This is a genomic window from Terriglobales bacterium (genome assembly GCA_035573675.1).
Lineage (GTDB): Bacteria > Acidobacteriota > Terriglobia > Terriglobales > Acidobacteriaceae > DATMAB01.
This window is the reverse complement of record DATMAB010000028.1, coordinates 1-21,549: the sequence shown is the minus strand read 5'-3', so window position 1 is coordinate 21,549 and position 21,549 is coordinate 1. Positions and strand designations below refer to the sequence as shown.

At 64.7% G+C, this 21,549-nt stretch carries 14 protein-coding genes; 10 read left to right on the top strand and 4 right to left on the bottom strand.

Annotation, left to right across the window (positions count from 1 at the left end):
• The first annotated feature begins 61 nt into the window (after positions 1-61).
• From VNK82_14515 to VNK82_14505, 3 genes are all read left to right on the top strand, one after another.
• Positions 62-2,359: a histidine kinase gene (locus tag VNK82_14515; protein ID HXE92165.1), complete on the top strand. Its 2,298-nt coding sequence runs from the start codon at positions 62-64 to the stop codon at positions 2,357-2,359.
• An 82-nt stretch (positions 2,360-2,441) separates the two neighbouring features.
• A complete protein-coding gene (locus VNK82_14510; protein ID HXE92164.1) occupies positions 2,442-3,254 on the top strand; it encodes a LytTR family DNA-binding domain-containing protein in 813 nt (270 codons plus the stop codon).
• A gap of 410 nt (positions 3,255-3,664) precedes the next feature.
• Positions 3,665-7,207 (top strand): TonB-dependent receptor, encoded by a 3,543-nt coding sequence (locus tag VNK82_14505; protein HXE92163.1) that lies wholly within the window; start codon positions 3,665-3,667, stop codon positions 7,205-7,207.
• Here VNK82_14505 and VNK82_14500 read toward each other — a convergent pair.
• On the bottom strand, positions 7,204-7,530 hold the full coding sequence (locus tag VNK82_14500; protein HXE92162.1) for a hypothetical protein: 327 nt from the start codon (positions 7,528-7,530) through the stop codon (positions 7,204-7,206). The genes VNK82_14505 and VNK82_14500 overlap by 4 nt on opposite strands.
• Before the next feature lie 9 nt (positions 7,531-7,539).
• On the opposite strand from VNK82_14500, the gene VNK82_14495 reads away from it, so the two are divergent.
• The 4 genes from VNK82_14495 (at position 7,540) to VNK82_14480 (ending at position 14,343) form a co-directional block, all read left to right on the top strand.
• Entirely contained in the window at positions 7,540-8,883 is a 1,344-nt protein-coding gene (locus VNK82_14495; GenBank protein HXE92161.1) for a M20/M25/M40 family metallo-hydrolase, read from the top strand.
• A gap of 429 nt (positions 8,884-9,312) precedes the next feature.
• Positions 9,313-10,416 (top strand): tRNA epoxyqueuosine(34) reductase QueG, encoded by a 1,104-nt coding sequence (queG, locus tag VNK82_14490; GenBank protein ID HXE92160.1) that lies wholly within the window; start codon positions 9,313-9,315, stop codon positions 10,414-10,416.
• 118 nt (positions 10,417-10,534) lie between these two features.
• A complete protein-coding gene (locus tag VNK82_14485; protein ID HXE92159.1) occupies positions 10,535-12,412 on the top strand; it encodes a tetratricopeptide repeat protein in 1,878 nt (625 codons plus the stop codon).
• Between the two features lie 50 nt (positions 12,413-12,462).
• Positions 12,463-14,343 (top strand): tetratricopeptide repeat protein, encoded by a 1,881-nt coding sequence (locus VNK82_14480; protein ID HXE92158.1) that lies wholly within the window; start codon positions 12,463-12,465, stop codon positions 14,341-14,343.
• A gap of 512 nt (positions 14,344-14,855) precedes the next feature.
• Here the strand turns inward: VNK82_14480 and VNK82_14475 are convergent.
• Positions 14,856-15,068, bottom strand: a complete 213-nt coding sequence (locus VNK82_14475; GenBank protein HXE92157.1) for a cold-shock protein — start codon at positions 15,066-15,068, stop codon at positions 14,856-14,858.
• A gap of 367 nt (positions 15,069-15,435) precedes the next feature.
• On the opposite strand from VNK82_14475, the gene VNK82_14470 reads away from it, so the two are divergent.
• Entirely contained in the window at positions 15,436-16,953 is a 1,518-nt protein-coding gene (locus VNK82_14470; protein HXE92156.1) for an alkaline phosphatase family protein, read from the top strand.
• A gap of 31 nt (positions 16,954-16,984) precedes the next feature.
• Here the strand turns inward: VNK82_14470 and VNK82_14465 are convergent, their stop codons facing one another.
• Entirely contained in the window at positions 16,985-19,021 is a 2,037-nt protein-coding gene (locus tag VNK82_14465) for a S9 family peptidase (protein HXE92155.1), read from the bottom strand.
• A gap of 126 nt (positions 19,022-19,147) precedes the next feature.
• Here VNK82_14465 and VNK82_14460 point away from each other — a divergent pair, with 126 nt between their 5' ends.
• Both VNK82_14460 and VNK82_14455 read left to right on the top strand, forming a co-directional pair.
• Positions 19,148-19,951, top strand: coding sequence for a hypothetical protein (locus VNK82_14460; GenBank protein HXE92154.1), 804 nt, complete (start codon positions 19,148-19,150; stop codon positions 19,949-19,951).
• 85 nt (positions 19,952-20,036) lie between these two features.
• On the top strand, positions 20,037-20,885 hold the full coding sequence (locus tag VNK82_14455) for a hypothetical protein (GenBank protein ID HXE92153.1): 849 nt from the start codon (positions 20,037-20,039) through the stop codon (positions 20,883-20,885).
• Positions 20,886-20,923: 38 nt separating this feature from the next.
• On the opposite strand, the gene VNK82_14450 is transcribed toward VNK82_14455, so the two are convergent.
• The coding region (locus VNK82_14450; protein HXE92152.1) for an HNH endonuclease at positions 20,924-21,549 on the bottom strand (626 nt) is incomplete at its 5' end.

Here is a 21,549-nt window from a genome sequence, read left to right as displayed (position 1 = left end):
CCGGCTCCACCTTCCCGCCGCCGGGGCGAAGAGTGTAGAAGTGAGAATCCGAATCCCTCCCATGCAAGACAGCCGTTGGACGCGCTGGGGTCTGGTACTGGCCTCCTGGGTGGCGCTGGGCGTGTTTTTCGCGACCCAGTCGTACCTGGTGCGGGCCTACTGGGGGCGTCCTTTCCCCTTCAGCAAAGCGCTGCAGTACTCGCTGACCATCTTCATGGTGTGGGCGGCCCTCACGCCTCCGGTGGTTTGGGTGACGCGGCGGCTGGCGGCTCTGCCCGTGCCCTTGTGGAGGCTGATCCTGCTGCACCTGGCGGCGGGCTCGGTGTTCTCAGTAGCGTACAACGTGATCCGCACCTTCCTGTGGCCGGTGCTGAAGATGAACGTGCCGGTCACCATCTCGTTGTTCGAGCGGTTCCAGACATTCCTGCAGCTCACGCTGCCGCGCGACGTGCTGATCTACCTGGGCATTGTGGGCATCTGGCACGGGCTGGCCCACTACCGCCGTTACCGGGCGCGCGCGCTGCACGCCTCACAATTAGAGACCCGCCTGACGCAGGCGCGGCTGCAGACGCTTTCCACGCAGCTCCACCCGCATTTTCTGTTCAACACCCTGCATGCCATCTCCGCCCTGGTGCACAGCAACGTGGCCGCAGCCGAACGCATCCTGGCGCGGCTGAGCGACCTGCTGCGCCTCACGCTGCAGAGCGTACAGATCCCGCAGGTCACGGTGAAACAGGAATTCGAATTCCTCGAAGGCTACCTGGAAATCGAGCAGACGCGCTTCCAGGACCGCTTGCGCGTCGCTCTGGAGCCTGCGCCGGAAACCCTGGATGCGCTGCTGCCCACCATGCTGCTGCAACCGCTGGTAGAAAACGCCATCCGACACGGCATTGCGCCGCGCGCTGCTCCGGGAAGCATCGTGCTGCGCTCGGCCCGCGTGAACGGACGGCTGCGCCTGGAAGTGCGCGACAGCGGGCCCGGCGTCGCTCCCGACTGGAAGCTGCGCGAAGGCGCGGGCCTGAGCAACACACGCGCTCGCCTGGCGCAGCTCTATGGCCGGGAGCACAGCTTCGCGCTGGGCCGCGCGCCCGAGGGCGGACTGCTGGTGGCGATCGAGGTTCCCTTTTGCGCGGCGGAGAACGCAGCGCTGGAAACGAAGCCGCCGCTGGCCAGCGACGCGGCCGAAGAGGTCCTGCCGGCCGAGCCTGCTGAGGAGATCACCGCGGGATCGCGGAATTCCGTCTCCATCTTTCTTCCCAGCCGGCGCTGGCAGCGCTGGCTGCTGATCCTCGGCGCGTGGACGGTCACCGGTCTCTACTTTGCGGGCGAAAGCTATTCGTACAGCACCTATCTGGAACGGCCGACCGAGTGGTGGCGTTTCGGCATCTGGTGGCTCACCAATTTCTACATCTGGGCTGCCCTGACGCCGCTGGTGCTGCTGCTGGTGCGTCGCTTCGCGTTCGAACCTCCGCACCGCCGGCGCGACTTCGGCATCCATACGCTCGGCAGCCTTTCGCTCGCCGCGTTGCATTCGGCCATTTGGATCCCGGTGGCGCCGCTGGTTGATTTGCGCCCCATGCGGCCCAATATGTCCACCTGGGAGATTTACACGGGCTACCTGGCCGTCGATCTGCACTTCAATATCCTGAGCTACTGGGCCATCCTGGGCATCTGGCACGCCGTGCAGTACTGTCGGAAGTCGCGCGAGCGGCAACTGGCGGCGGCACAACTGGAGCGCGGCCTGACCCAGGCGCGCCTGGAAGCCTTGCGCATGCAGTTGCAGCCTCACTTCCTCTTCAACACCCTGCACGGCATCTCCACCCTGATGCACCGCGACGCGGAAGCCGCCAACCGCCTCATCGTCCGGCTCAGCGACCTGCTGCGCCTGACGCTGGAACATACCGGCGCGCAGGAGATTCCTCTCAAGCGCGAACTGGAATTCCTGGAACCTTATCTGGAGATCGAGCGTACCCGCTTCCAGGACCGGCTGACGGTGAGCCTGGAGATCGATCCGGCCACGCTGGATGCGTGTGTGCCTTGCCTGATCCTGCAGCCGCTGGTGGAAAACGCCGTGCGGCACGGCATCGCACCACAGAGCGCGAGCGGGCATATCGAGATCCGGGCGCAGCGGCAGAACGGCATGCTGCGGCTGGAGGTCAGGGACGACGGAGTAGGGCTGCGCCAGAACGGAGGCCGCGAGGGCTCCGGCATAGGGCTGGGAAACACCCGGGCAAGATTGGAGCACCTCTACGGCCGGACGCACCGTTTCGAATTGAAACCGGCGCCCGGCGGCGGCCTGGTGGTGAGCCTCGCCATCCCCTTCCACGAATACCAGCCTCTGACCCAGCAACCAAATTAGCGTTTCCTACGTCTAATACGCAGCGCGGGTCTCGTGTGGAATATGGGTGACCCGTACAACCCAGCTTTCTGGACGGTAGCAATTGGCGATTCGGGCACTGATCGTCGATGATGAGCCGTTGGCGCGGGAGCGCATCCGCGCGCTCCTGAGGGAAGAGCCTGACGTCGAGCTGGTGGGCGAATGCTCGGACGGGCGCAAGGCGGTGGCCGCCATCCGCAAGCAGCCGCTGGACCTGCTGTTCCTCGATGTCCAGATGCCGGAGATGGACGGCTTTGAAGTGCTGCAGGCCGTGGGCCCCGATGCCGTGCCTGCCGTCATCTTCGTCACCGCATATGACGAGTATGCGCTGCGCGCCTTTGAGGAGCGCGCCCTGGATTACCTGCTGAAGCCCTTCGACCGCGAGCGTTTCCGTCGCGCCCTGGAGCGGGCGCGCATCCATTTGCAGGGACGCCAGGCAGGCGAAGTGAACCAGCAACTGCGGCAGCTCATCGAGACCATCCGCCGCAGCCCTGAGGCGTCCGCGGCGCCGCACAACGGCGGCTCCGACAGACTGGCCTCGCCCGCCGACCGGCTGGTCGTGAAATCCGGCGGGCGCGTTTACTTCCTCAAGACGGAAGAGATCGACTGGATCGAAGCTGCGGGCAACTACGTGCGCCTGCACACTTCGCGTGATTCTCACCTGGTGCGCGACACGATGAATAACGTCGAGGCCCGCCTGGATACGTCACGCTTTCTGCGCATCCATCGCTCCACCATCGTGAACCTGGAGCGCATCAAGGAACTGCAGCCCTGGTTCCACGGCGACTATGTGGTCCTGCTGCGCGACGGCACCCGCCTGACGCTCAGCCGGAGCTATCGCGATCGCCTGCAGGACATCCTGGGGAAAGCCATCTAGACGCGGGAATCCTGCAACCCACGGCTGCGCCGGAGAACGTGGCGCGCAGCCATGGACCAGCTTCAAGTGGTTCCTCGTTTCCTGTTTCCTGTTTCCCGTTTCTTCGTCTCACTCCATTCGAATCACGCAGGTCGCGCATTGCGCACGGCCGACCCTACGAGCTTTCATAGCTGCTCATCCAGAAGCTTGTAGCAGAGCTTGTCCGGGACGAACGCACAGACGTTCGTGCACCCCACTGTTCAGCCGTCTCGCGTCAGCGTGGTTCCATTCATCCCTGTTCGAGAGCGCATCGTCCCAAGAGCCGGGAAGGAGCGAGTTTTGGCACCCCAGGTGCCCTTGGGAGGGCAGCCGCTCTGTGGTCACGGGCGGCGGTACTGAAATCGCGCAATGAACGATCCAAGGAGAGACGTATGACACGAAAGCTAAGCAGCATCCTGGCAATCGGGATGACGCTGCTGCTGGGCGCGAACCTGGCATTCGCGCAAGGCATCGTGACCGGAACCATCACGGGCACGGTCGAGGACCAGCAGGGTGCAGTCATCAGCGGCGCCACGGTGACTGCCCGGGAGGTCAACACCAACCGTGAATTCAAAACCGAGAGCGATGCCACGGGGCGATTTAGCCTGCGCGCGCTGCCGGTCGGCACCTACCGGGTGAGCATCGAAGCGGCCAACTTCAACAAGCTCACGCTGGAGCAGGTTCCGGTCAACATCGCGCGCGACACCGACTTGGGCGCCCGGACGCTCACCGTGGGGGCCACGGAAGTGGTCAACGTGGAAAGCACTCCGCCGCAGATCGAGTCCACAACCACGCAGATCTCCTCGACGTTCCAGAGCAAGGACGTCACCACCCTTCCCGTGGGCACGGGGTTTGATTCTCTCGCGCTGCTGGTACCGGGCGTGGCTTCGGCGGGAGACGCCGGCTTCAGCAACAACAACGGCGCCGATATTTCCGCCAACGGGCAGCGCGGCCGCTCCAACAACTTTCTGGTGGACGGCCAGAGCAACAACGACAACTCCATCGCCGGGCCGCTGCTGTTCATCGGCAATCCCGACGTGGTGGGTGAGTTCCAGATCATCACCAACTACAGCGCTGAGTTCGGCCGGAACGTTGGGTCGGTGATCAACTACGTGACCAAGAACGGCACCAACGCGTTCCACGGCACGCTGTTCGAGTTCCATCAGAACTCGCTCTTCGATTCCCACACCAACGAGGAAAAATCGGGCGTATTCGGATTCTGCCAGAGCGGCCAGGATCCGGTGACGACCGGTTGCACGCCGGTGGAGAAAGCGCCGAAGTACATCGACAACAAGTTCGGCGGCACCATCGGCGGACCCATCGTGCGCGACAAGATGTGGTTCTTCGCCTCGCAGTACTGGCAGCGCATCCGCACGGCGGGAGCCACCTTCAGCTCGGCTCCGTTCTCAACCCCGACGCCGGCCGGAATCGCAGCCCTGCAGGCGGCTTTCCCCGGCAACACGGCGGTGGCGGCGCTTTCCACCTTCGGGCCTTACTCGGTTCCGGTAGGAACTACCGCCACGGCCGGCACACCGACGACGTTGACAGTGTCCGATGGTGTGACGTCAGTCCCGGTGGAATTCGCTCCCATCAGCCGGTTTCTGTCGCAGCCGTCCAACAACTACGAGTTGCTGGGCCGCTACGACTGGCAGGTGACGGACAAGGATCGGTTTTTTGCCCGCTATCTGTTCCAGAAGCAGATCTTCACCAACGCCAGCGCGTTCAGCGGGAACGATTTCGCGGCCGGCGCGTTCGTGGATGTTCCGTCGCAGACGCAGCAAATCGGCGTGGACTGGACGCGGACGTTCACCTCGCGCTTCGTGAACACCTTCCGCTTCAACTACCTGCGGGCGGACATCGGGTTCGAGGACGGCGGGTTCGCCGGTTGCTCTCGCGCCGACCTGACGAACTGCCCGACGCGCATCGGCCTCGGCGGCCTGAACCTGGCGTTCGGCCAGAACGCGGGCTTCCCGCAAGGGCGCCTGATCAACAACTCGCAGTGGCAGGACAACGCGTCCTGGGTGCTGGGCCGCCACACGCTGAAGCTCGGCGGCGAGTATGTGCGGCAGCGCTCTCCCAGCCCCTTCCTGCCCAACATCAACGGAACCTTCACCTACAGCGCGGCGACGGCCGGTTGCCCGGTGGCCAGCGGTCCCTCGGGCCAGGAGTGCGCGTTCTCGCGCTTCCTGCAGAATACCACCACCACGTTCCAACTGGCGGACGGCAACCCGGTCACCAACTTCAAAGAGCAGGACGTGGCCGTGTACTTCCAGGATGAGTGGCGCGTTAAGGACAACCTGACGCTGATCCTGGGGCTGCGCTACGAGTTCTTCCAGCAGGCCATCAACCTGCTGCATGACCAGAGTGTGGCCCGGCAGACCGGTCCCAATCCGTTCTGGGATCCGACGCTGCCTCTGGACCGCACGACGGTGGGCGCGGTTCCCAACGACGTCAACAACTTCGCCCCCAACGTGGGCTTCGCCTGGACGCCGCGCTTCTGGGAGGGCCTGTTCGGGAAGGACCAGACGGTCATTCGCGGCGGCTTCCGCATTGCGTATGACCCGGCGTTCTACAACATCTTCCTGAACGTGGCCACCTCCGCCCCGTCGCTCAACCTGGGCACCATCAACACCCCGGTGGCGATTCCGGCGGGCGCGACCACCTTCACCGGGACCGAACTCCGGCCCGCGCTGCTGGCACTGATTCCTACCGGTGCCGGCATCGATCCGGGATTCCGTACCTGGACGACGGTGGACCCGAACTTCCACAATCCGTACTCGCAGCAGTGGAACCTCGGGGTGCAGCGGCAGATCACCAACAAGGTCGCTGCGGAAGTCCGCTACGTGGGCAACCACAGCGTGGGCCTGTTCCAGTCGGTGAACGGCAACCCGGCGTTGAACACGCTGATTGCCAACGGCTTCGGCAGCCTGATTCCGGCCGGCCTGACGCCCTGCACGGACGCCACCGGCGGCCTGGGTGGCGGGCCGATGCCGGGCTTCGCGTCTGGATATGCCAACTGCAACAACCGCAACGTCATCCAGCGCGGCAACTACGCGTTCTCCATCTATCACAGCCTGCAGTCGCGCCTGGACATCCAGAACTGGCACGGCCTGACGGCTCGCATCAACTACACCTTCAGCAAGACCATCGACAACGCCAGCGAGGTGTTCTCCACCCTGGCGGGAGGCAACACGCTCTCGTTCGCGCAGAACCCGTTCGATACCAACCGGGCGGAACGCGCCGTGAGCGGGTTGGACTTCCCGCACCTGGCCTCCATCGCGCTGGTCTATGAGTTGCCCTTCTACAAGAAACAGGAAGGTTTGCTCGGCAGGTTGCTGGGTGGATGGCAGTGGCAGACCACCTGGCGCTACGCCAGCGGTCAGCCGTTGACCGTGGCCCAGTTCAAGGAGGGCCTGTTCTGCGACCCGACCAATGCCTTCAGCGGCACGTTCGACACCTGCCGTCCGATCGTGAGCAACCCGCTGGCGGCACTGGACTCGGTGGGCCGCTGCACGGACGAAACCCTGGCGGACTGCGGGCTGGTCCACGAGGTTGACGGTTCACCGGCCAGCTTCAGCGATGTCCACTGGATCATCAACGATCCGACGGCCGCGTTGTTCTTTGGCTCGCCCTTCCTGGGCACGCCGCGGAACACCGTACGCGGAGAAACCACCCAAGCCGTCAACCTGGGTGTGTACAAGAACACCAAGGTCAGCGAGCGGGTCACGGTGCAGTTCCAGTTCCTGGCGTTCAACGTGTTGAACCGCCAGTTCCGGGGCACGCCCGATCCGTTCGCGCAGGACGTTGCGACGGACCCGACCCTCCACTCCTTCATGAACACGAACTTCAACCCCAGTGGCAATGGTCAGGCCAATGCCACGGAACTGGGCATCAGCCGCCGGCGGTTGAGCTTCGGTCTGAAGCTGATCTTCTAGCTGTATTGCGCTGTATCTCCCTCGGGGGAGCCTTCGGGCTCCCCCAATTTTTCACCGGCCCACATGCCGGCTTGGGCCTGCGATAATCCTTGGCTCGGGACCGTCCTATGCGCCGCATAAGAAATCTGCAGATTCTCCTCCTCGCTCTGACCCTCTGCTGTTCCTGTTCCCTCGCCCAGGATGCAGCAGGCCCGACGACGCGTGACAAGGTTCGCACGTGGCGTGCCTCCCACGAAGCCCAGATCCTTGCTGAATTCGCTGAGTTCCTGGCGTTGCCCAATCTGGCCGGTGATACAGCCAACATCCGTCGCAATGCCGCGCATGTCGCACGGATGCTGGAACGTCGCGGCGTCTCGGTGCGGCTGCTGGAGCACGGCGCCGCGCCGCCGGTGGTTTACGGAGAATTGCGCGCGCCCGGCGCCGAACAGACCGTGATCGTGTACGCCCACTACGACGGACAGCCCGTGGACGCCGCGGAGTGGAGCGGCCAGCCCTGGACGCCGGTGCTGCGCGACCAGGCGCTGGAGAACGGCGGCAAGGACATCCCCTGGCCCAAGCCGGGCGAAACCACGCAACCGGAGTGGCGGATCTACGCGCGCTCGGCCAGCGACGACAAGACGCCCATCCAGGGCTTCATGGCGGCGCTTGACGCGTTGCGCGCTTCCGGCATCCCGCCTTCCGTGAACCTCAAGTTCTTCTTCGAAGGCGAGGAAGAAGCGGGCTCGCCGCATCTGGCTTCGATCCTGAAGGAGAACGCTGAATTGCTGCGCGGCGACCTGTGGCTGATCTGCGATGGCCCGGTGCACCAGTCGCGCCGCCCGCAAATCGTGTTCGGCGCGCGCGGCATGGTGGGCCTGGACATCACGCTCTACGGCCCGGTGCGCGCGCTGCACAGCGGGCACTACGGCAACTGGGCGCCTAATCCCGCCGCGGCACTGGCGCACCTGCTGGCCGGATTGCGTGACGCCGAGGGCCGCGTGCTGGTCCCAGGTTTCTACGACGATGTCCGCCCGCTGACTGAAAGCGAACGCCGCGCGCTCGAGCAGATGCCGGAGATCGAAACCGGCTTGAAGCGCACTCTCGGCCTTGCCGCCACGGAAGGACGCGGGCGCAGCCTGGCCGAGCTTGTCCTGGAGCCAGCCCTGAACGTGCGCGGGCTGCGCAGCGGGGCGGTAGGTGAAGAAGCGCGCAACGCGGTGCCGGTAAGCGCAACCGCTTCGCTCGATATCCGCTTGGTTCCCAACCAGACGCCGCAGAAGGTCGCCAGCAGCATGGAATCCTATTTGCGGGCGCAAGGCTACTTCATCGTGCACCAGGAGCCGGACATGGAAACCCGGCGGCAGCACCCGCACACCGTGCGTCTCGACTGGAGCCCTGATTATCCCGCCGGACGCACTTCCATGGACCTGCCGGCCTCGCGGGCGCTCACGCGGGCGGCGGAGGAAGCGCTGGGCGTGCCGGTGCTGCGCGTACCCACGCTTGGCGGCAGCGTCCCCATGCATCTTTTTCTGGAAGATCTGGGCACGCCGACCGTGATCCTGCCGGTCGCCAATCACGACAACAACCAGCACGCCGCCAACGAAAACCTGCGCTTGCAGAACTTGTGGGACGCCATCGAACTCTACGCCGGCGTGATGGCGCGGCTCGGTCCTATCTGGCGCGAAGAAGAGCGCTAACGCGCAAGCCGGAGCATCACGCCAACCCGAGGTTTGGTCCCTCAAATCAGCCGTTTGGTCCCAAATTCCTTTCCGACCACCCCGTCGGCAAATAGGCTGCCCGCCGGGTGAGGATTCCGCAAACCCCCTCGACAGCGGAAATCCACGGAGCGGCTTTTTTCGGTCCAGCCGGACAAGGCGCCTCCCAACCCAACGCGATGCCGGAAGCCGCGACACTTCCGGCGTCCAGCCAGCGGGCGCGGCTTTCCCGAGGTGCCTCCCGGGAACTCCGCCAACGGGCGCTGGCGGCTGCACCGTCGGGAAACGGCCTGCTGGTTCGTCTGCCGCGAACCAGCAGGGGAGCAGCCGATCGGCGTCCGTTACCCGCGCGGCCGTAGGTCGAACGAAGCCGCATTCGGCGTTTCCCACGGCACTGCGTCCAGCGCGATAATGCCCATGCTCCCCGTGCCCAGCCAGTCCCAACTTGCCCGGCTTGCCAAACAGGCGGCGCGCGATGCGGGCTTTGATCTTGCCGGCATTGCGCCGCTCAACGCCGAGTATCCGGAACTGGAGTATTTCGCGCGCTGGGTGGAAGCCGGCCGTGCCGGCGAGATGGAGTATCTGAAGGCTCGCGACGGTGAAGGGCGACTCCGCCGCGCCTCGCTCGCTTCGGTGATGCCCTGGGCGCGCTCAGTGGTGGTCTGCGCCATCAACTACAACAGCGACGCGCCCTACAGCACCGCTCCGGCCGCCGAGAACTGTGCCTGGATCTCTCGCTATGCCTGGGGCCCGGCCGACTATCACGAAATCCTCCTCGCCCGCCTGCGCCGCGTGGAGGATGTCCTGCGCAGCGCGGCCACGGCCGAAGGGCTGGAGTTCCAGTCGCGCTGTTACGTGGATACCGGCCCGGTCGTGGAACGCGTATTAGCGCGTTACGCCGGCGTGGGCTGGATCGGGAAGAATACCTGCATCATCGACCAGCGATTGGGCTCGTGGCTCTTCCTGGGCGTCATTCTGACCTCGCTCGAACTTACTCCCGATCTGCCCGCGCCCGACCGCTGCGGCTCCTGCACGCGCTGCATCGAGGCCTGCCCCACCGGCGCTATCCCGGCCCCCTACGAACTGGATGCCACGCGCTGCATTTCTTACCTCACCATCGAGAAGCGCGGCGCCATCCCGGAGGAACTGCGCGCCGGCATGGGGCGCCACCTGTTCGGCTGCGACATTTGCCAGGACGTGTGCCCGTGGAACCGGCGCGCGCCCGCTGGTCCGCTGGCCGAGTTCCAGCCGCGCACCGAACTGGTGAACCCGTCGCTCGAATGGCTCGCCTCTCTCGACGCCGAGCAGTTCCGCCGGATGTTTCGCCGCACCGCGGTGCGCCGCACCAAGTTCTCCGGCCTGCGACGCAATCTGGCCGTCGCCATGGGCAACTCGGGGAGCCCGCGTCTGCGGCCGCATCTGGAAGCCCTGGCCGCCGACCCCGACCCGGTGGTGGCCGAACATGCCCGCTGGGCACTGCAACGGCTGGAGGCAACGGCAGCCGCATCTCCCTGATTCTATTGGCCTTGCGGTTAACTTGGTGTTTTGTCCCGGTTCCGGAACGGAACCAGAGGGCGACGTCCGGCGCTCGCAGTGTGGTGCTAGGATGTGCGCACATAAGGCCGGGAGTCGCATGATGAAGCGCCTGAGATTCTCGTTCGGGCCCAGTCGGCGTGGGGTGGTGCTCACCGCCTTCGCTGCCGCGCTGTTCTGTTTGGAAGCTGTCGCTGCCGAACCGCAGTGGGTGGAAGTGCGCTCGCCCAACTTCTCCGTGGTCACGGACGCCGGAGAGAAGCGCGGGCGTGAGGTAGCTCTCCGCTTCGAGCAGATGCGAGCCGCGTTCGGCACGCTCATCCGGCGCGAGGCCGTGTCGATCCCCGTCCCTCTTCAGATCATCGCTTTCCGCAACAGCAAGGGACTGCGTCTGGTGGCGCCCATCTGGAAGGGCAAGCAGGTGGACCTGGCGGGACTCTTCCAACCCGGCGAAGACCGCAACTTCATCGCTTTGGACCTCTCCGCCGAGAGCAAGTGGGAAACCGTGTTCCATGAATACGCCCACATGCTGCTCAACGCCAATTATCCGCAGACCCAGCTTTGGTTCGACGAAGGATTCGCTGAGTACTATTCCACGATTCAGATCGGCAGTAAGGAAGTGCAGGTCGGCCGGGCCACGGAGAGTTCGGTCTACATCCTGCAAAACACTCCCTGGCTGCGCGTGGGCGACTTGTTCAGCGTCGGACACAACTCCAAGGTCTACAACGAGAGCGGAGACCACCGCTCGGTTTTTTATGCCCAGTCCTGGATGGTGATTCACTACCTTTTCGACACCAAGAAGCTCAAGGAAGCAGTAACCTACTTCGATCTCGTGCTGAACCAGGGGCTGCCCATCGACCAGGCCATCCGCCAGGCCTTCGGCATGGAACCCAAGAAACTGGACGATGAGTTGCGGCGATTCTTCGGCTCCAACCAGTGGGTCCTGCACACCTTCAAGACCCCGCTGAACGTGGAGACCGCCAACACCTACCAGGTGCGGCCCCTTGATCCTGCCGACGTGAAAGGCGTACTGGCGGACATGCATCTGCACTCCCCGGACCACTTTGAGCAGGCGGTCAAGGAATTCGAGGAGGTGCTTGCGCTCCAGCCGGACCATGCCGCTGCCCACCGCGGTCTGGGCTACGCTTACCTGCGCAAGAACGACCTCGACAAAGCCGACCTGCACTTCCGCCGTGCGGCCGAGCTCAATGCCGACGATTCACGCGTCCACTACTTCGCGGCCCTGCTCATGAGCCGCCAGGCCTTCGGTCCGGCTCGGCAGGACGAAAAATTCCGGGAGATGAAGGCACACTTGCAGAAGTCCCTCACGCTCAATCCGGATTTTGCCGACGCCCACAACCTCATGGCCCTGGTTCACATGTGGCAGCGAGAGTCCGAAGCAGCCATCGCATCGTTCAAGCGCGCCCTTGAGTTGAGTCCGCGCAGCGAGCATTATGCTCTCAACCTGGCGGGAGCTTACGTATCGGCTCGGCGGATGGACGACGCGAAAGCGCTGCTTCGGAACCTGCAACGCAGTACCACGCCGGAGATAGCCCAGAGAGCCGAAGAGGAACTGGAAAGGCTGGAAGGCTATGCCGCTGTGCGTGCGGTAGGAACGGGTTCTGCTGCAGGCAGCCCCCAGTGGAGCGCTTCGGTAACTTCGGAGGATGATTCGCATTCCGAAGTCGCGCCTCGGCTGGACGGCCGCCCCGTGCAGACTCTCGAGGGGAAGCTTATGGCGGTGGAGTGCTCGGAAACCTCAGCGAGTGTGACCGTCGTGTCGGACGGCAAGACTTTCAGGCTGCGCGTAGCCGACCGCGCGAAGGTCATCCTGATCGGCGTGGACGAGTTTGATTGCGGCTGGCGCGACCAGGACGTTCTGATCAACTATCGCTCCGGGGGTGAGGCAGACGGCGACGTAGCCACGCTCGAAATCCGGGTTCCGGACCCGGAGCGGATCCAGCTCAAGCGCCGTTGATGGCGGCCCGCAGGGAACCCTGCGGGGCGCCACGGTGTCATCATAGAGACATGCTCACCTGTCCCAGTTGTGTATTCCGCGTGCTTCTCTGTCTTGTGCTGGCGCAGGCCACCGTCCTGGCCGCCGAGCTTCGCTGGGTGGAGGTGCGTTCGCCCAACTTCTCCGTGGTCACCGACGCGGGCGAGCGCAAAGGCCTCGAGATTGCGCTGCGCTTCGAGCAGATGCGCGCCGTATTCGGCACGCTGATCTTTCGCTCGCGCGTCAGCCAGCCCATCCCGTTGCAGATCGTGGCCTTCCGTGATGCTGCTGAGTTCCGCCGGTTCGTTCCCGTCTGGAAGGGCAAACCGGTGGAGGTCACGGGCATCTTCCAGTCCAACCATGACCGGAACTTCGTCGCGCTCGACCTTTCCTCGCGCGACCCCTGGAGCACCATCTTCCACGAGTACGCGCACGCGCTGCTGAGCGGCAACTATCCCGAGACCCAGCTCTGGTTCGACGAGGGCTTCGCCGAGTATTTTTCCACCATCGACATCGGCAACAAGGAAGTGGTCATCGGGCGCGCGCCGGACTCGGCTCAGATGCTGGTGTCAATGCATCTGATGCCCATGCGGGAGCTGATCGCCGTGGACCGCGACTCGCCGGTCTACAACGAGACCGGGAATCGCCGCTCCCTGTTCTATGCGCAATCGTGGCTGCTGGCCCACTATTTGTTCAGCAAGGGGCGGGTGGCGGAAGCCGGTACGTATTTCGACCTTCTCCACAACCGCCGGCTGCCCGCGGCCGAGGCTTTTTCCAAGGCCTTCGGCCAGACGCTGGAGGACTTCGACGGCGAGCTGGCCCGCTACCTGCGCGGCGGCCAGCGTCCCTTGCAGCGCAGCGAAGCTCCCGCCGGTATCGACAGCGGCGGCTACAAGGTGGAGCCGCTGGAACAGGCTGAGGCCCGCGTCGTGCTGGCAGACATGCACGCCCACTCCACCCAGTATCTGGATCAGGGACTGCGTGAACTCGAGGAGTTGCTGGCCGCCGCGCCCGGCAAGGCCGCCGTGCATCGCGGCCTGGGCTATGCGTATCTCCGCAAGGAGCGGTTCGACCGGGCGGCGCAGCACTTCCGCAAGGCCGCAGCGCTCGACGACCACGACCCGCGCCTCCTCTACTACTTCGCGCTGCTGCAACAGCGTGTGCTCCAGGCCACCGGTCGCGAACCGGACGATGTCTGGGAGGTGATCGACGCCCTGGAGAAATCCATCTCGCTCGATCCCACCTTCGCCGACGCCCACGCCCTGCTGGGCATCGCCCACATGTGGACCAACGATGCCGACGCCGCCATCACCTCCATGCGCAACGCCGTGCGCCTCAGCCCCCGCGACCAGACCTACCAGGCCTACCTGGGACGCTTCTATGTCGCGGCCCAGCAGTGGGACCAGGCGGCTGCTACGTTCGACCGGCTTTCGCGCTCGAGTGATCCCAAGGTCGCCGCCGACGCCGTCGCGGAACTCGAGCGCATCGCCCGGTATCGCGAGGATCCACCGGCCAAGCTGGCGCGCCAGGTCCGCCCGCCGCGCACCGACCAGTGGGAATCCCCGAAGTGGAAGCGACGCGTCCCCGCCGTGTCCGTAGCGGAAACCGAGGAGGCCGCCGAGAAACCGCCCGACACGCGCCCCATCGATAATCTGCGCGGCCGCATCGTCGCCGTCGATTGCTCGCATCCGACCGGCGCACAGATTTCCATCGCCGTCGGCAAGCGCACCTGGAAGATGCAGGTGAGCGACCGGAACAAACTCCTGCTCATCGGCGCCGAGGAGTTCTCCTGCTCCTGGCGCGACCGGGAAGTGGTGGTGAACTACCGCAAGTCCGGCCCCAGTTCCGGCGACCTGGTTTCGCTCGAGATCCGGACCCTGACCGCCGAACCCGTCCAGCTCAAGTTCAACTAGGTTCCCGCCGCTAGGGATTCCGGTGCTTCTCACGGTCTTCTGGTACTGAGCGCGTGGCCGAACGCCTGCTCCTGGAACTGGCAAGCCAGTCCCCGCAGGCCGTGCAACAGTCGTTGGAGGCGCAGGTGCACGCGCTCCCCGGGCCGCTGCGCCTGGCGGTGCGCGGCGTCGGCCCGGGACGCATGTGGGAGGCCCTGGTCGAGCGCCGCCTCCTACGCGGCGGCCTGGAAAGCCGGGGAGCTGTGGGCCACCGACCGCAATGCCCTCCAGACTGACGACCCACCGTCCCACCTTGAAGGAACTCCTGCGAAACTGCTTCCGCGAATCCAGCCGCAGCCAGCTGGAAGCCCAGATCGCCGTGTTCCGCTACGGCAGCATGGCGGTGCTGGCGCTGGTGTTCATCGGCCCGGTCGCGCTCATCCTGCTGGCGGCTGACGCCGGGCGCCAACAAAAAAAGAAGCCCCTCCCGGCGCGATCAACCGGGAGAGGCGTGTGGGGTTGGAAGTTTCCGGCTAGACGCGCACGACGTTGGCCGCGTGGAAGCCTTTCGGCCCCTGCAGCAGGTCGAACTCTACCGTCTCCCCTTCGTTCAGCGTGCGGTACCCGTTCTCCTGGATGGCGGAGAAATGGACGAACACGTCTTCGCCACTGGCTCTCTGGATGAAGCCGTAGCCCTTGGCGCCGTTGAACCACTTCACTGTTCCTTTTTCTCTTGCCTCACTCACACCCTGACTCCTTTCGCCTCAGCTTCCAGAAATTCTCCCCAGGACACCCAGAGAGAGGGTCGCCGCCTTGCCTCCCAGTCTCACTCCACACGGGGGAATGGCAGGAGCGCCGCCCCGGCGGTTACGCAATGCTCCGTCCCGGCGTGCCTCCCGGCCGCCCTGCCGCCACATTGTGGAATGAGGAGTTCGACTGCGAAATGCAAAACCGTCAACCCGATCCCGCCGGCGTAGCCGCCAGCGAGAAACGGCATGATATTCACCCGAGGCTATCTTGGCAAGGGGTTCGACGACACCAAGGTAACTTTTCCGACCGTCGGACCGAGGGCCGCCGAAATGGGCGGAACCGCAGCCGTGAAATAATAGCGGCATGGCGAAGTCCGCTGGGCGCGACCTGGCGCTTTCCCTGTCGCTGGCTAACCTCTGCTTCTTCGAGACCTGGCACCGCATGCTCTTCGCCGATCCCTTCTTCATGCCGGCGTGGTCCGGCCGCGACCTGGCCGCGCTCACGCTCAACGTCCTGCTGCTGGCGGCGCTCTTCTGGATCGCCATGTCCGCGGCCCGCCGGTCTCCATCGCGCCTGCTCGGAACCGTGCGCAGCGTGCTGCCTCTGCTCGCTCTGCTGGTCTTCGCCGAACTGGCGATTCTGCGCTACCAGCAACCGCTCCGTGCCGCGTGGGCAGCGCCGGAGGGTCCACTTCTGTCCGCGATTCTGGCGCTGGTGGCCGTATATTCCGTCGTTCGATGGCGCCGTCCCGTGCTGGCCGCCGCCGAAGTCTTCGCGCTCTCGCTGGTGGCGTTCCTGCCGGTGACCTTCGGGCAGGCGGCCTGGCGCCACATCAACTCGTCTGACGCAGCCGAAACGCACCCTGTTCCCGCGCCGGGCGCCACCGCAGCCAGCAGCCGCCGCGTAGTCTGGATCGTCTTCGATGAAATGGACGCCCGGCCGGCCTTCCTGGCGCGTCCCGCCGGCCTCAGCCTGCCCAACCTGGACCGACTGCGCGCGGAGGCTCTCTACGCCCCGGGAGCCCGGCAGGCCGGCCTGCAAACCGTGTCTGCCTTCACCTCCATCATTGCCGGACGCCCGGTCTACGCTGCGCGGCCGGAGGGCTCAGGCGAACTGCTGGTCAGCTTCCAGCCGGACACCGAGCCCCGCGAGCCCTTCACCCGGCAGTCCAACCTGTTCTCGAAGGCCATCGCGGCGGGCTTCACCACGGCAGTAGTGGGCTGGTACTTTCCGTACTGCCGGGTGTTGGAGCCGGCGCTGACCCGTTGCGCCTGGCAGCCTATGGACGCTCCACCCCGCGCCGCCAACCCCGCCTTCGCCGCCATCGTGGCCGAGCAGTGGCGCAGCCTGCTGCCGCTTGAAAAGCGCAGAAACCATCGCGCCCAATACCAGGCCCTCATGCGCAGCGCCCTGGAGTCCGCCGCTGACCCGTCGCTGGGACTGGTCCTCATCCACCTGCCCGTGCCCCATGAGCCGGCCATCTACGACCGTAGTGCGGGTGAATTCACGTTGCTCTCGTTTCGGAAGGACTGGTACGCGGACAACCTCGCACTCGCCGACCGCGCGCTGGGTGAACTGCGCGCCGCCATGGAGCGCGCCGGCACGTGGGAGACCAGCACGGTGCTTGTTACTGCCGACCACTCCCTGCGCTACTACGCTGACTTCAATACCGAAACCGACTCCCGGATTCCCTTCCTCCTGAAGCCGGCCGGGCCGTCGCAGCCGCTGACCTATTCACCGGAGTTCAGCGCACTGGCCACACATGAGCTGCTGCTGGCCGTGCTGCGCGGCGAGATCACCGACACCGCGTCCGCCGCCCGCTGGCTGGACGCGCACGCCGCTGGCAATCGTTCAGAAGGCAGTGGGAGAGCCGGGCTTTAGCTTTGGTTGTCTGAGAACTGGGAACTGAGAACTATTTCTTCAAGTGCTCCTCCACCCACCCATTCACCGTCTGGTACCACAGGCGGCTGTTCTGCGGCTTCAGCACCCAATGGCCTTCGTCGGGGAAGTACAGAAACTTCGACGGCACGCCCTGCCGCTGCAGCGCCGTGAACATCTGCAGGCCTTCGGAGACGTCCACGCGGTAATCGAGCTGCCCGTGGACGACCAGCGTCGGTATCTTGAAGCGCCCCACGAACCGGTGCGGCGACCACCGGCGGTACATCAGCGGATTGGACCACGGCGTGCCGCGGAACTCCCACTCCGGGAACCACAGCTCTTCCGTGCTGCCGTAGGAGGAATCGTTGTTGAAATCGCCGTCGTGCGACACCAGGCACTGGAAGCGCGTGGTGTGTCCCGCCATCCAGTTCACCATGTAGCCGCCGAAGGACGCTCCCATCGCGCACACCCGCCCGCCGTCGAGAATAGGATACTTGGCGAGCGCGTAGTCCAGGCCCGTCATCAGGTCGCGGTAGGCGCCGCCGCCCCAGTCGCCATTGATCTTGTCGATGAACGCCTGCCCGTAGCCGGTCGAGCCGCGGAAGTTGATCATCATCACCACGTATCCGCCGGCGGCGAAGAGCTGCGCGTTCCAGCGATACGTCCAGGAATCGCCCCATGCCCCCTGCGGCCCGCCGTGTACCAGGAACTTCACCGGATACTTCTTGCGGGCGTCGAAGTTCGGCGGCTTCACCAGGAAGCCCTGCACGCGCAGGCCGTCGGTACTGCGAAACCAGAAGGGCTCGGTGGGTGCCGTGTGCACGCGCTCGAACACCTCCCGGTTAAGGGACGTTACCGGCTCAGCGGCCGTGCTCTTTTCGAGCGTGAAGCGGTGAATCTCGTTCGGAGCCTGAATGGACATGCGTGTGAACAGCAGCGTGGCGCCGTCCGGTGTGACGGTGAGATCGTCGTTGAATCCGCGGACCACGGTCTCCACTGCGCCGCCATCGACCGAAATGGTGTAGATCGGCGCCTCGCCCTGGTCTTCTGCGTTGAAATAGAGCCGCTTGGAATCCCGCCCCCACACGAACGACTCCACCCAGCGGTCGAACTTCTCCGTCAGGTTGGTGATCTTGCCTGTCGCCCGCTCGTACAGCATCAGCCGCCAGCGGTCGCTCTCGTAGCCCGCGCGGAACTGCGCCCTGTACGCGATGTAGCGTCCGTCCGGCGAATAGAGCGGCGTCGAATCGGCCGCCTTGTTGGTGGTGATCTGTTTGGTCTCCCCCGTGGCCACCTTCACCACGAAAATGTCCTCGTTCGTGCTGATCGCCTCCACGGCATCATGGTTACTGGCGTAAGCCACCTCGCTGCCGTCAGGTGAGAAGGCGTAGTCGTCCTGGCCGCCCAGACTGAAGGGAGGCACATCGTAGTCGCCCGGCGTGAGGTCGCGCGCCGTACCGCCGTCGGCCGGGACCACGAACAGGTGGCTGCGCTTCCCGTCTTCCCACTTGTTCCAGTGGCGGAACAGAAGCCGCGTGTAGAGCGACGCCTTCACTTTCGATTTGGCCTTCGCCTCGTCGCGAGCCTTGTTGCAGGCGTCATCGGGACAATCCGGATACACCTCAGACACGAACAGGATGTTCTTCCCGTCCGGCGACCACAGCGCGCCTTCCGCGCCGGTCGAGATGGAAGTCACCGGCCGGGCTTCGCCCGCCAGCTTGCCGGACTCCGCATCGAATCCCACCCTCCATATCTGCGAGTCCTTGCGCGAGCCGTACAGGAAGCGTTTGCCGTCCGGCGCCCATCGCGGACGTTCTTCGCCTTCGCCGCTCGTCAACTGGCGCGCCTCGCCGCCCGTTACCGGCACCACCCACACATGCGGGATGCGCGTGTTGGCTTCCAGATCCACGTGCGTCGCGGCGAACAGCACCCAGCGCCCGTCGGGCGAGACCGCGGGCTCGGCCACGCGCTTGAGCGCCATCATGTCCTCGAAGGTGAAGGGGCGCTTCTCCTGCGCCAAAACCAGAAACGGGATGAAAAGAAAGAGGCAGCTCAGCAAACGGCGGTTCATCTTCCCCTCCTCGAAGCCGGACAGTCTAACCCATTTCCTGTCTGCGACTTCGACCCTGCGATCCGCTGAACAGTGGCCTGTGACGGACAGCTACAACCTGCGCGCAAAAATCGCATCTAATCCGGTATGCGCGTCCTGAGAGGCATTGCGGTCCTTGTGCTGGCGCTTTCTTCTGTTGTCTTCGCCCGCGAAGGCAAGCTCGACCCGTCGCCGCCGGTCGGCATCACCCCCGCCGAGATCATCCAGCGCTTCGCCGCCAAGGAAAAGGAATTCAAGCTGGCGCGCGAGCAGTATACCTTCCGCCAGGACGCCAAGATGCAGACCCTGATGGGCAACCAGGTCGACGGCGAGTGGCGGCAGGTGGTGGACATCACTTTCGACAATCGGGGCCGCCGTGTCCAGCAGGTGGTCTTCGCTCCCGCGCCCACGCTGCGCCGCATCGGCGTCACCCGTGAGGACATGGACGACCTCGAGAACCGCCTCCCCTTCGTCCTCACCACCGATGAGATCGGCGACTACACCATCGATTACGTCGGCCAGCAGCGCGTCGACGAGCTCGACACCTATGTCTTCGACGTCCGGCCCCGCCGCATCGAGAAGAACCGGCGCTACTTCGAGGGCCGCATCTGGGTGGACAACCTCGATTTCCAGATCGTCAAGACCTACGGCAAGAACGTGCCCGACATTCGCAGTCGCAGCGGCGAGAACCTGTTCCCCCGCTTCACCACGTACCGCGAGCAGATTGACGGCAAGTACTGGTTCCCCACCTATACCCGCGCCGACGACACGCTGCACTTCTCCAACCAGGACGTGGATATCCGCATGATCGTCCGCTACAGCGACTACAAGCGCTTCGGCGCCGACGTGCGCATCACCTACGAGGGCAAGGAAATCCCCAGGGTCGAGCAGCCATCTTCCAAGAACCCTTAGTTGCTGCTGACTCTGCGGCTGGCTTGCTACCGGGGGCAATCCCCTTCTGGCGCGAAACCCGTCCCTATAGGAAAATAGTTCCCTTATGTTCTCCCGCTTTCTGCTTCTTCTTTCCGCGCTGCTCGTTCCCGCCTTCGCCCAGGAAGGCCCGCTCGACCCCTCCCCGCCCGCCGGCATCACTCCCGAGCAGATCATCCAGCGCTTTGCAGCCAAGGAAAAAGAGTTCAAGCTGGCCCGCGAGAACTACATCTACCGCCAGTCGGTGAAGGTGCAGGGCCTGGACGGCAACACGGTCACCGGCGAGTACCAGATCATTTTCGACGTCACCTACGACGAGAAGCGCAACCGCAAGGAGAACGTGCTGTTCGCGCCCCAATCCACCCTCGAACGCAGCGGCCTCTCCATGTCCAAGGAGGACCACGAGGACATCCGCAACCTGCTGCCTTTCGTCCTCACTTCCGACGAGCTGCCGCAATACAACGTCAACTACGTCGGCAAGCAGCAGGTGGATGAGCTCGGCACCTACGTGTTCGAGGTCGCTCCCAAGCTCATCGAAAAGGGCAAGCGCTACTTCCAGGGACGCATCTGGGTGGACGACCGCGATTTCCAGATCGTCAAGACCTACGGCAAGCCCGTGCCCGAGACCCGGGCCTCGCAAAAGAAGAAAAAGAACGAGCAGGAGAACCTGTTTCCCAACTTCACCACCTACCGCGAGCAGATCGACGGCAAGTACTGGTTCCCCACCTACTCCCGCGCCGACGAAGTCCTGCACTTCGCCACCGGCGACCAGCACATCCGCATCATCGTGAAATACACCGACTACAAGACCTTCGAGACCGGCTTCCAGGAAAAGGTCACCTACCAGGGCGAGGCCGTCAAGTCGAAGCCCGCCGAGGACGCTTCCAAGTCCCCCGCCCAGTCCAAACCGCAATAAGCTTTTGGCTTACTGCTTATCGCTTATCGCTGATACCTTCAGTAGAACAGATACTTCCGCCACTTCTCATCGGAGCGCCCGATCAGGCGCATGATGTGCCGGCTGGTGTGCAGATTGAAGGCGCGCGGCTCGCGCAGCAGCGTCATGCTGGCCTCGGCCACCAGTTGGTTCCCCTTGCGGCGGTTGCAGGGATGGCAGGCCGCCACCAGGTTCTCCCAGGTGGAAAGGCCGCCCCGCGACCGCGGCACCACGTGATCCAGCGTCAGCTCGCTCGACGGCATCACCGTGCCGCAGTATTGGCAGGTGTTGCGGTCGCGCAGCAGGATGTTCTTGCGCGACAGCGCCCGCGTCTGATGCGGAATGCGCCGGTACTCCAGCAGCCGGATCACCGAAGGCAGCCGGATCTCGAAGCGCTCCGCGTGCAGGATGTGGCCGTTCTCTTCCTCCGTGCGCGCTACTCCCTTCAGCACCAGGACGATCGCACGCCGCGCCGCGCAGATGTTGATGGGCTCGTAGGAGGCGTTCAGCACCAGCACCGGCGTGTGCATCACCGCCAGCCCGTTGCCCGGCCGCAGCTCGCCGTGGCCGTTTCCGTGGCTCGTTTGCTCCGTGTTGTGCGTCCTGTGCGGCATCACGTGTTGCTTTCTGCGGCTCGGCGGCGGAG

Coding starts and splice junctions, on each gene's coding strand:
- VNK82_14515 (HXE92165.1), top strand. CDS start 62: ATGCAAGACAGCCGTTGGACGCGCTGGGGTCTGGTACTGGCCTCCTGG.
- VNK82_14505 (HXE92163.1), top strand. CDS start 3,665: ATGACACGAAAGCTAAGCAGCATCCTGGCAATCGGGATGACGCTGCTG.
- VNK82_14500 (HXE92162.1), bottom strand. CDS start 7,530: ATGCGCGGCATTGCGACGGATGTTGGCTGTATCACCGGCCAGATTGGG.
- VNK82_14495 (HXE92161.1), top strand. CDS start 7,540: ATGCTGGAACGTCGCGGCGTCTCGGTGCGGCTGCTGGAGCACGGCGCC.
- queG (HXE92160.1), top strand. CDS start 9,313: ATGCCCATGCTCCCCGTGCCCAGCCAGTCCCAACTTGCCCGGCTTGCC.
- VNK82_14485 (HXE92159.1), top strand. CDS start 10,535: ATGATGAAGCGCCTGAGATTCTCGTTCGGGCCCAGTCGGCGTGGGGTG.
- VNK82_14480 (HXE92158.1), top strand. CDS start 12,463: ATGCTCACCTGTCCCAGTTGTGTATTCCGCGTGCTTCTCTGTCTTGTG.
- VNK82_14470 (HXE92156.1), top strand. CDS start 15,436: ATGGCGAAGTCCGCTGGGCGCGACCTGGCGCTTTCCCTGTCGCTGGCT.
- VNK82_14465 (HXE92155.1), bottom strand. CDS start 19,021: ATGAACCGCCGTTTGCTGAGCTGCCTCTTTCTTTTCATCCCGTTTCTG.
- VNK82_14460 (HXE92154.1), top strand. CDS start 19,148: ATGCGCGTCCTGAGAGGCATTGCGGTCCTTGTGCTGGCGCTTTCTTCT.
- VNK82_14455 (HXE92153.1), top strand. CDS start 20,037: ATGTTCTCCCGCTTTCTGCTTCTTCTTTCCGCGCTGCTCGTTCCCGCC.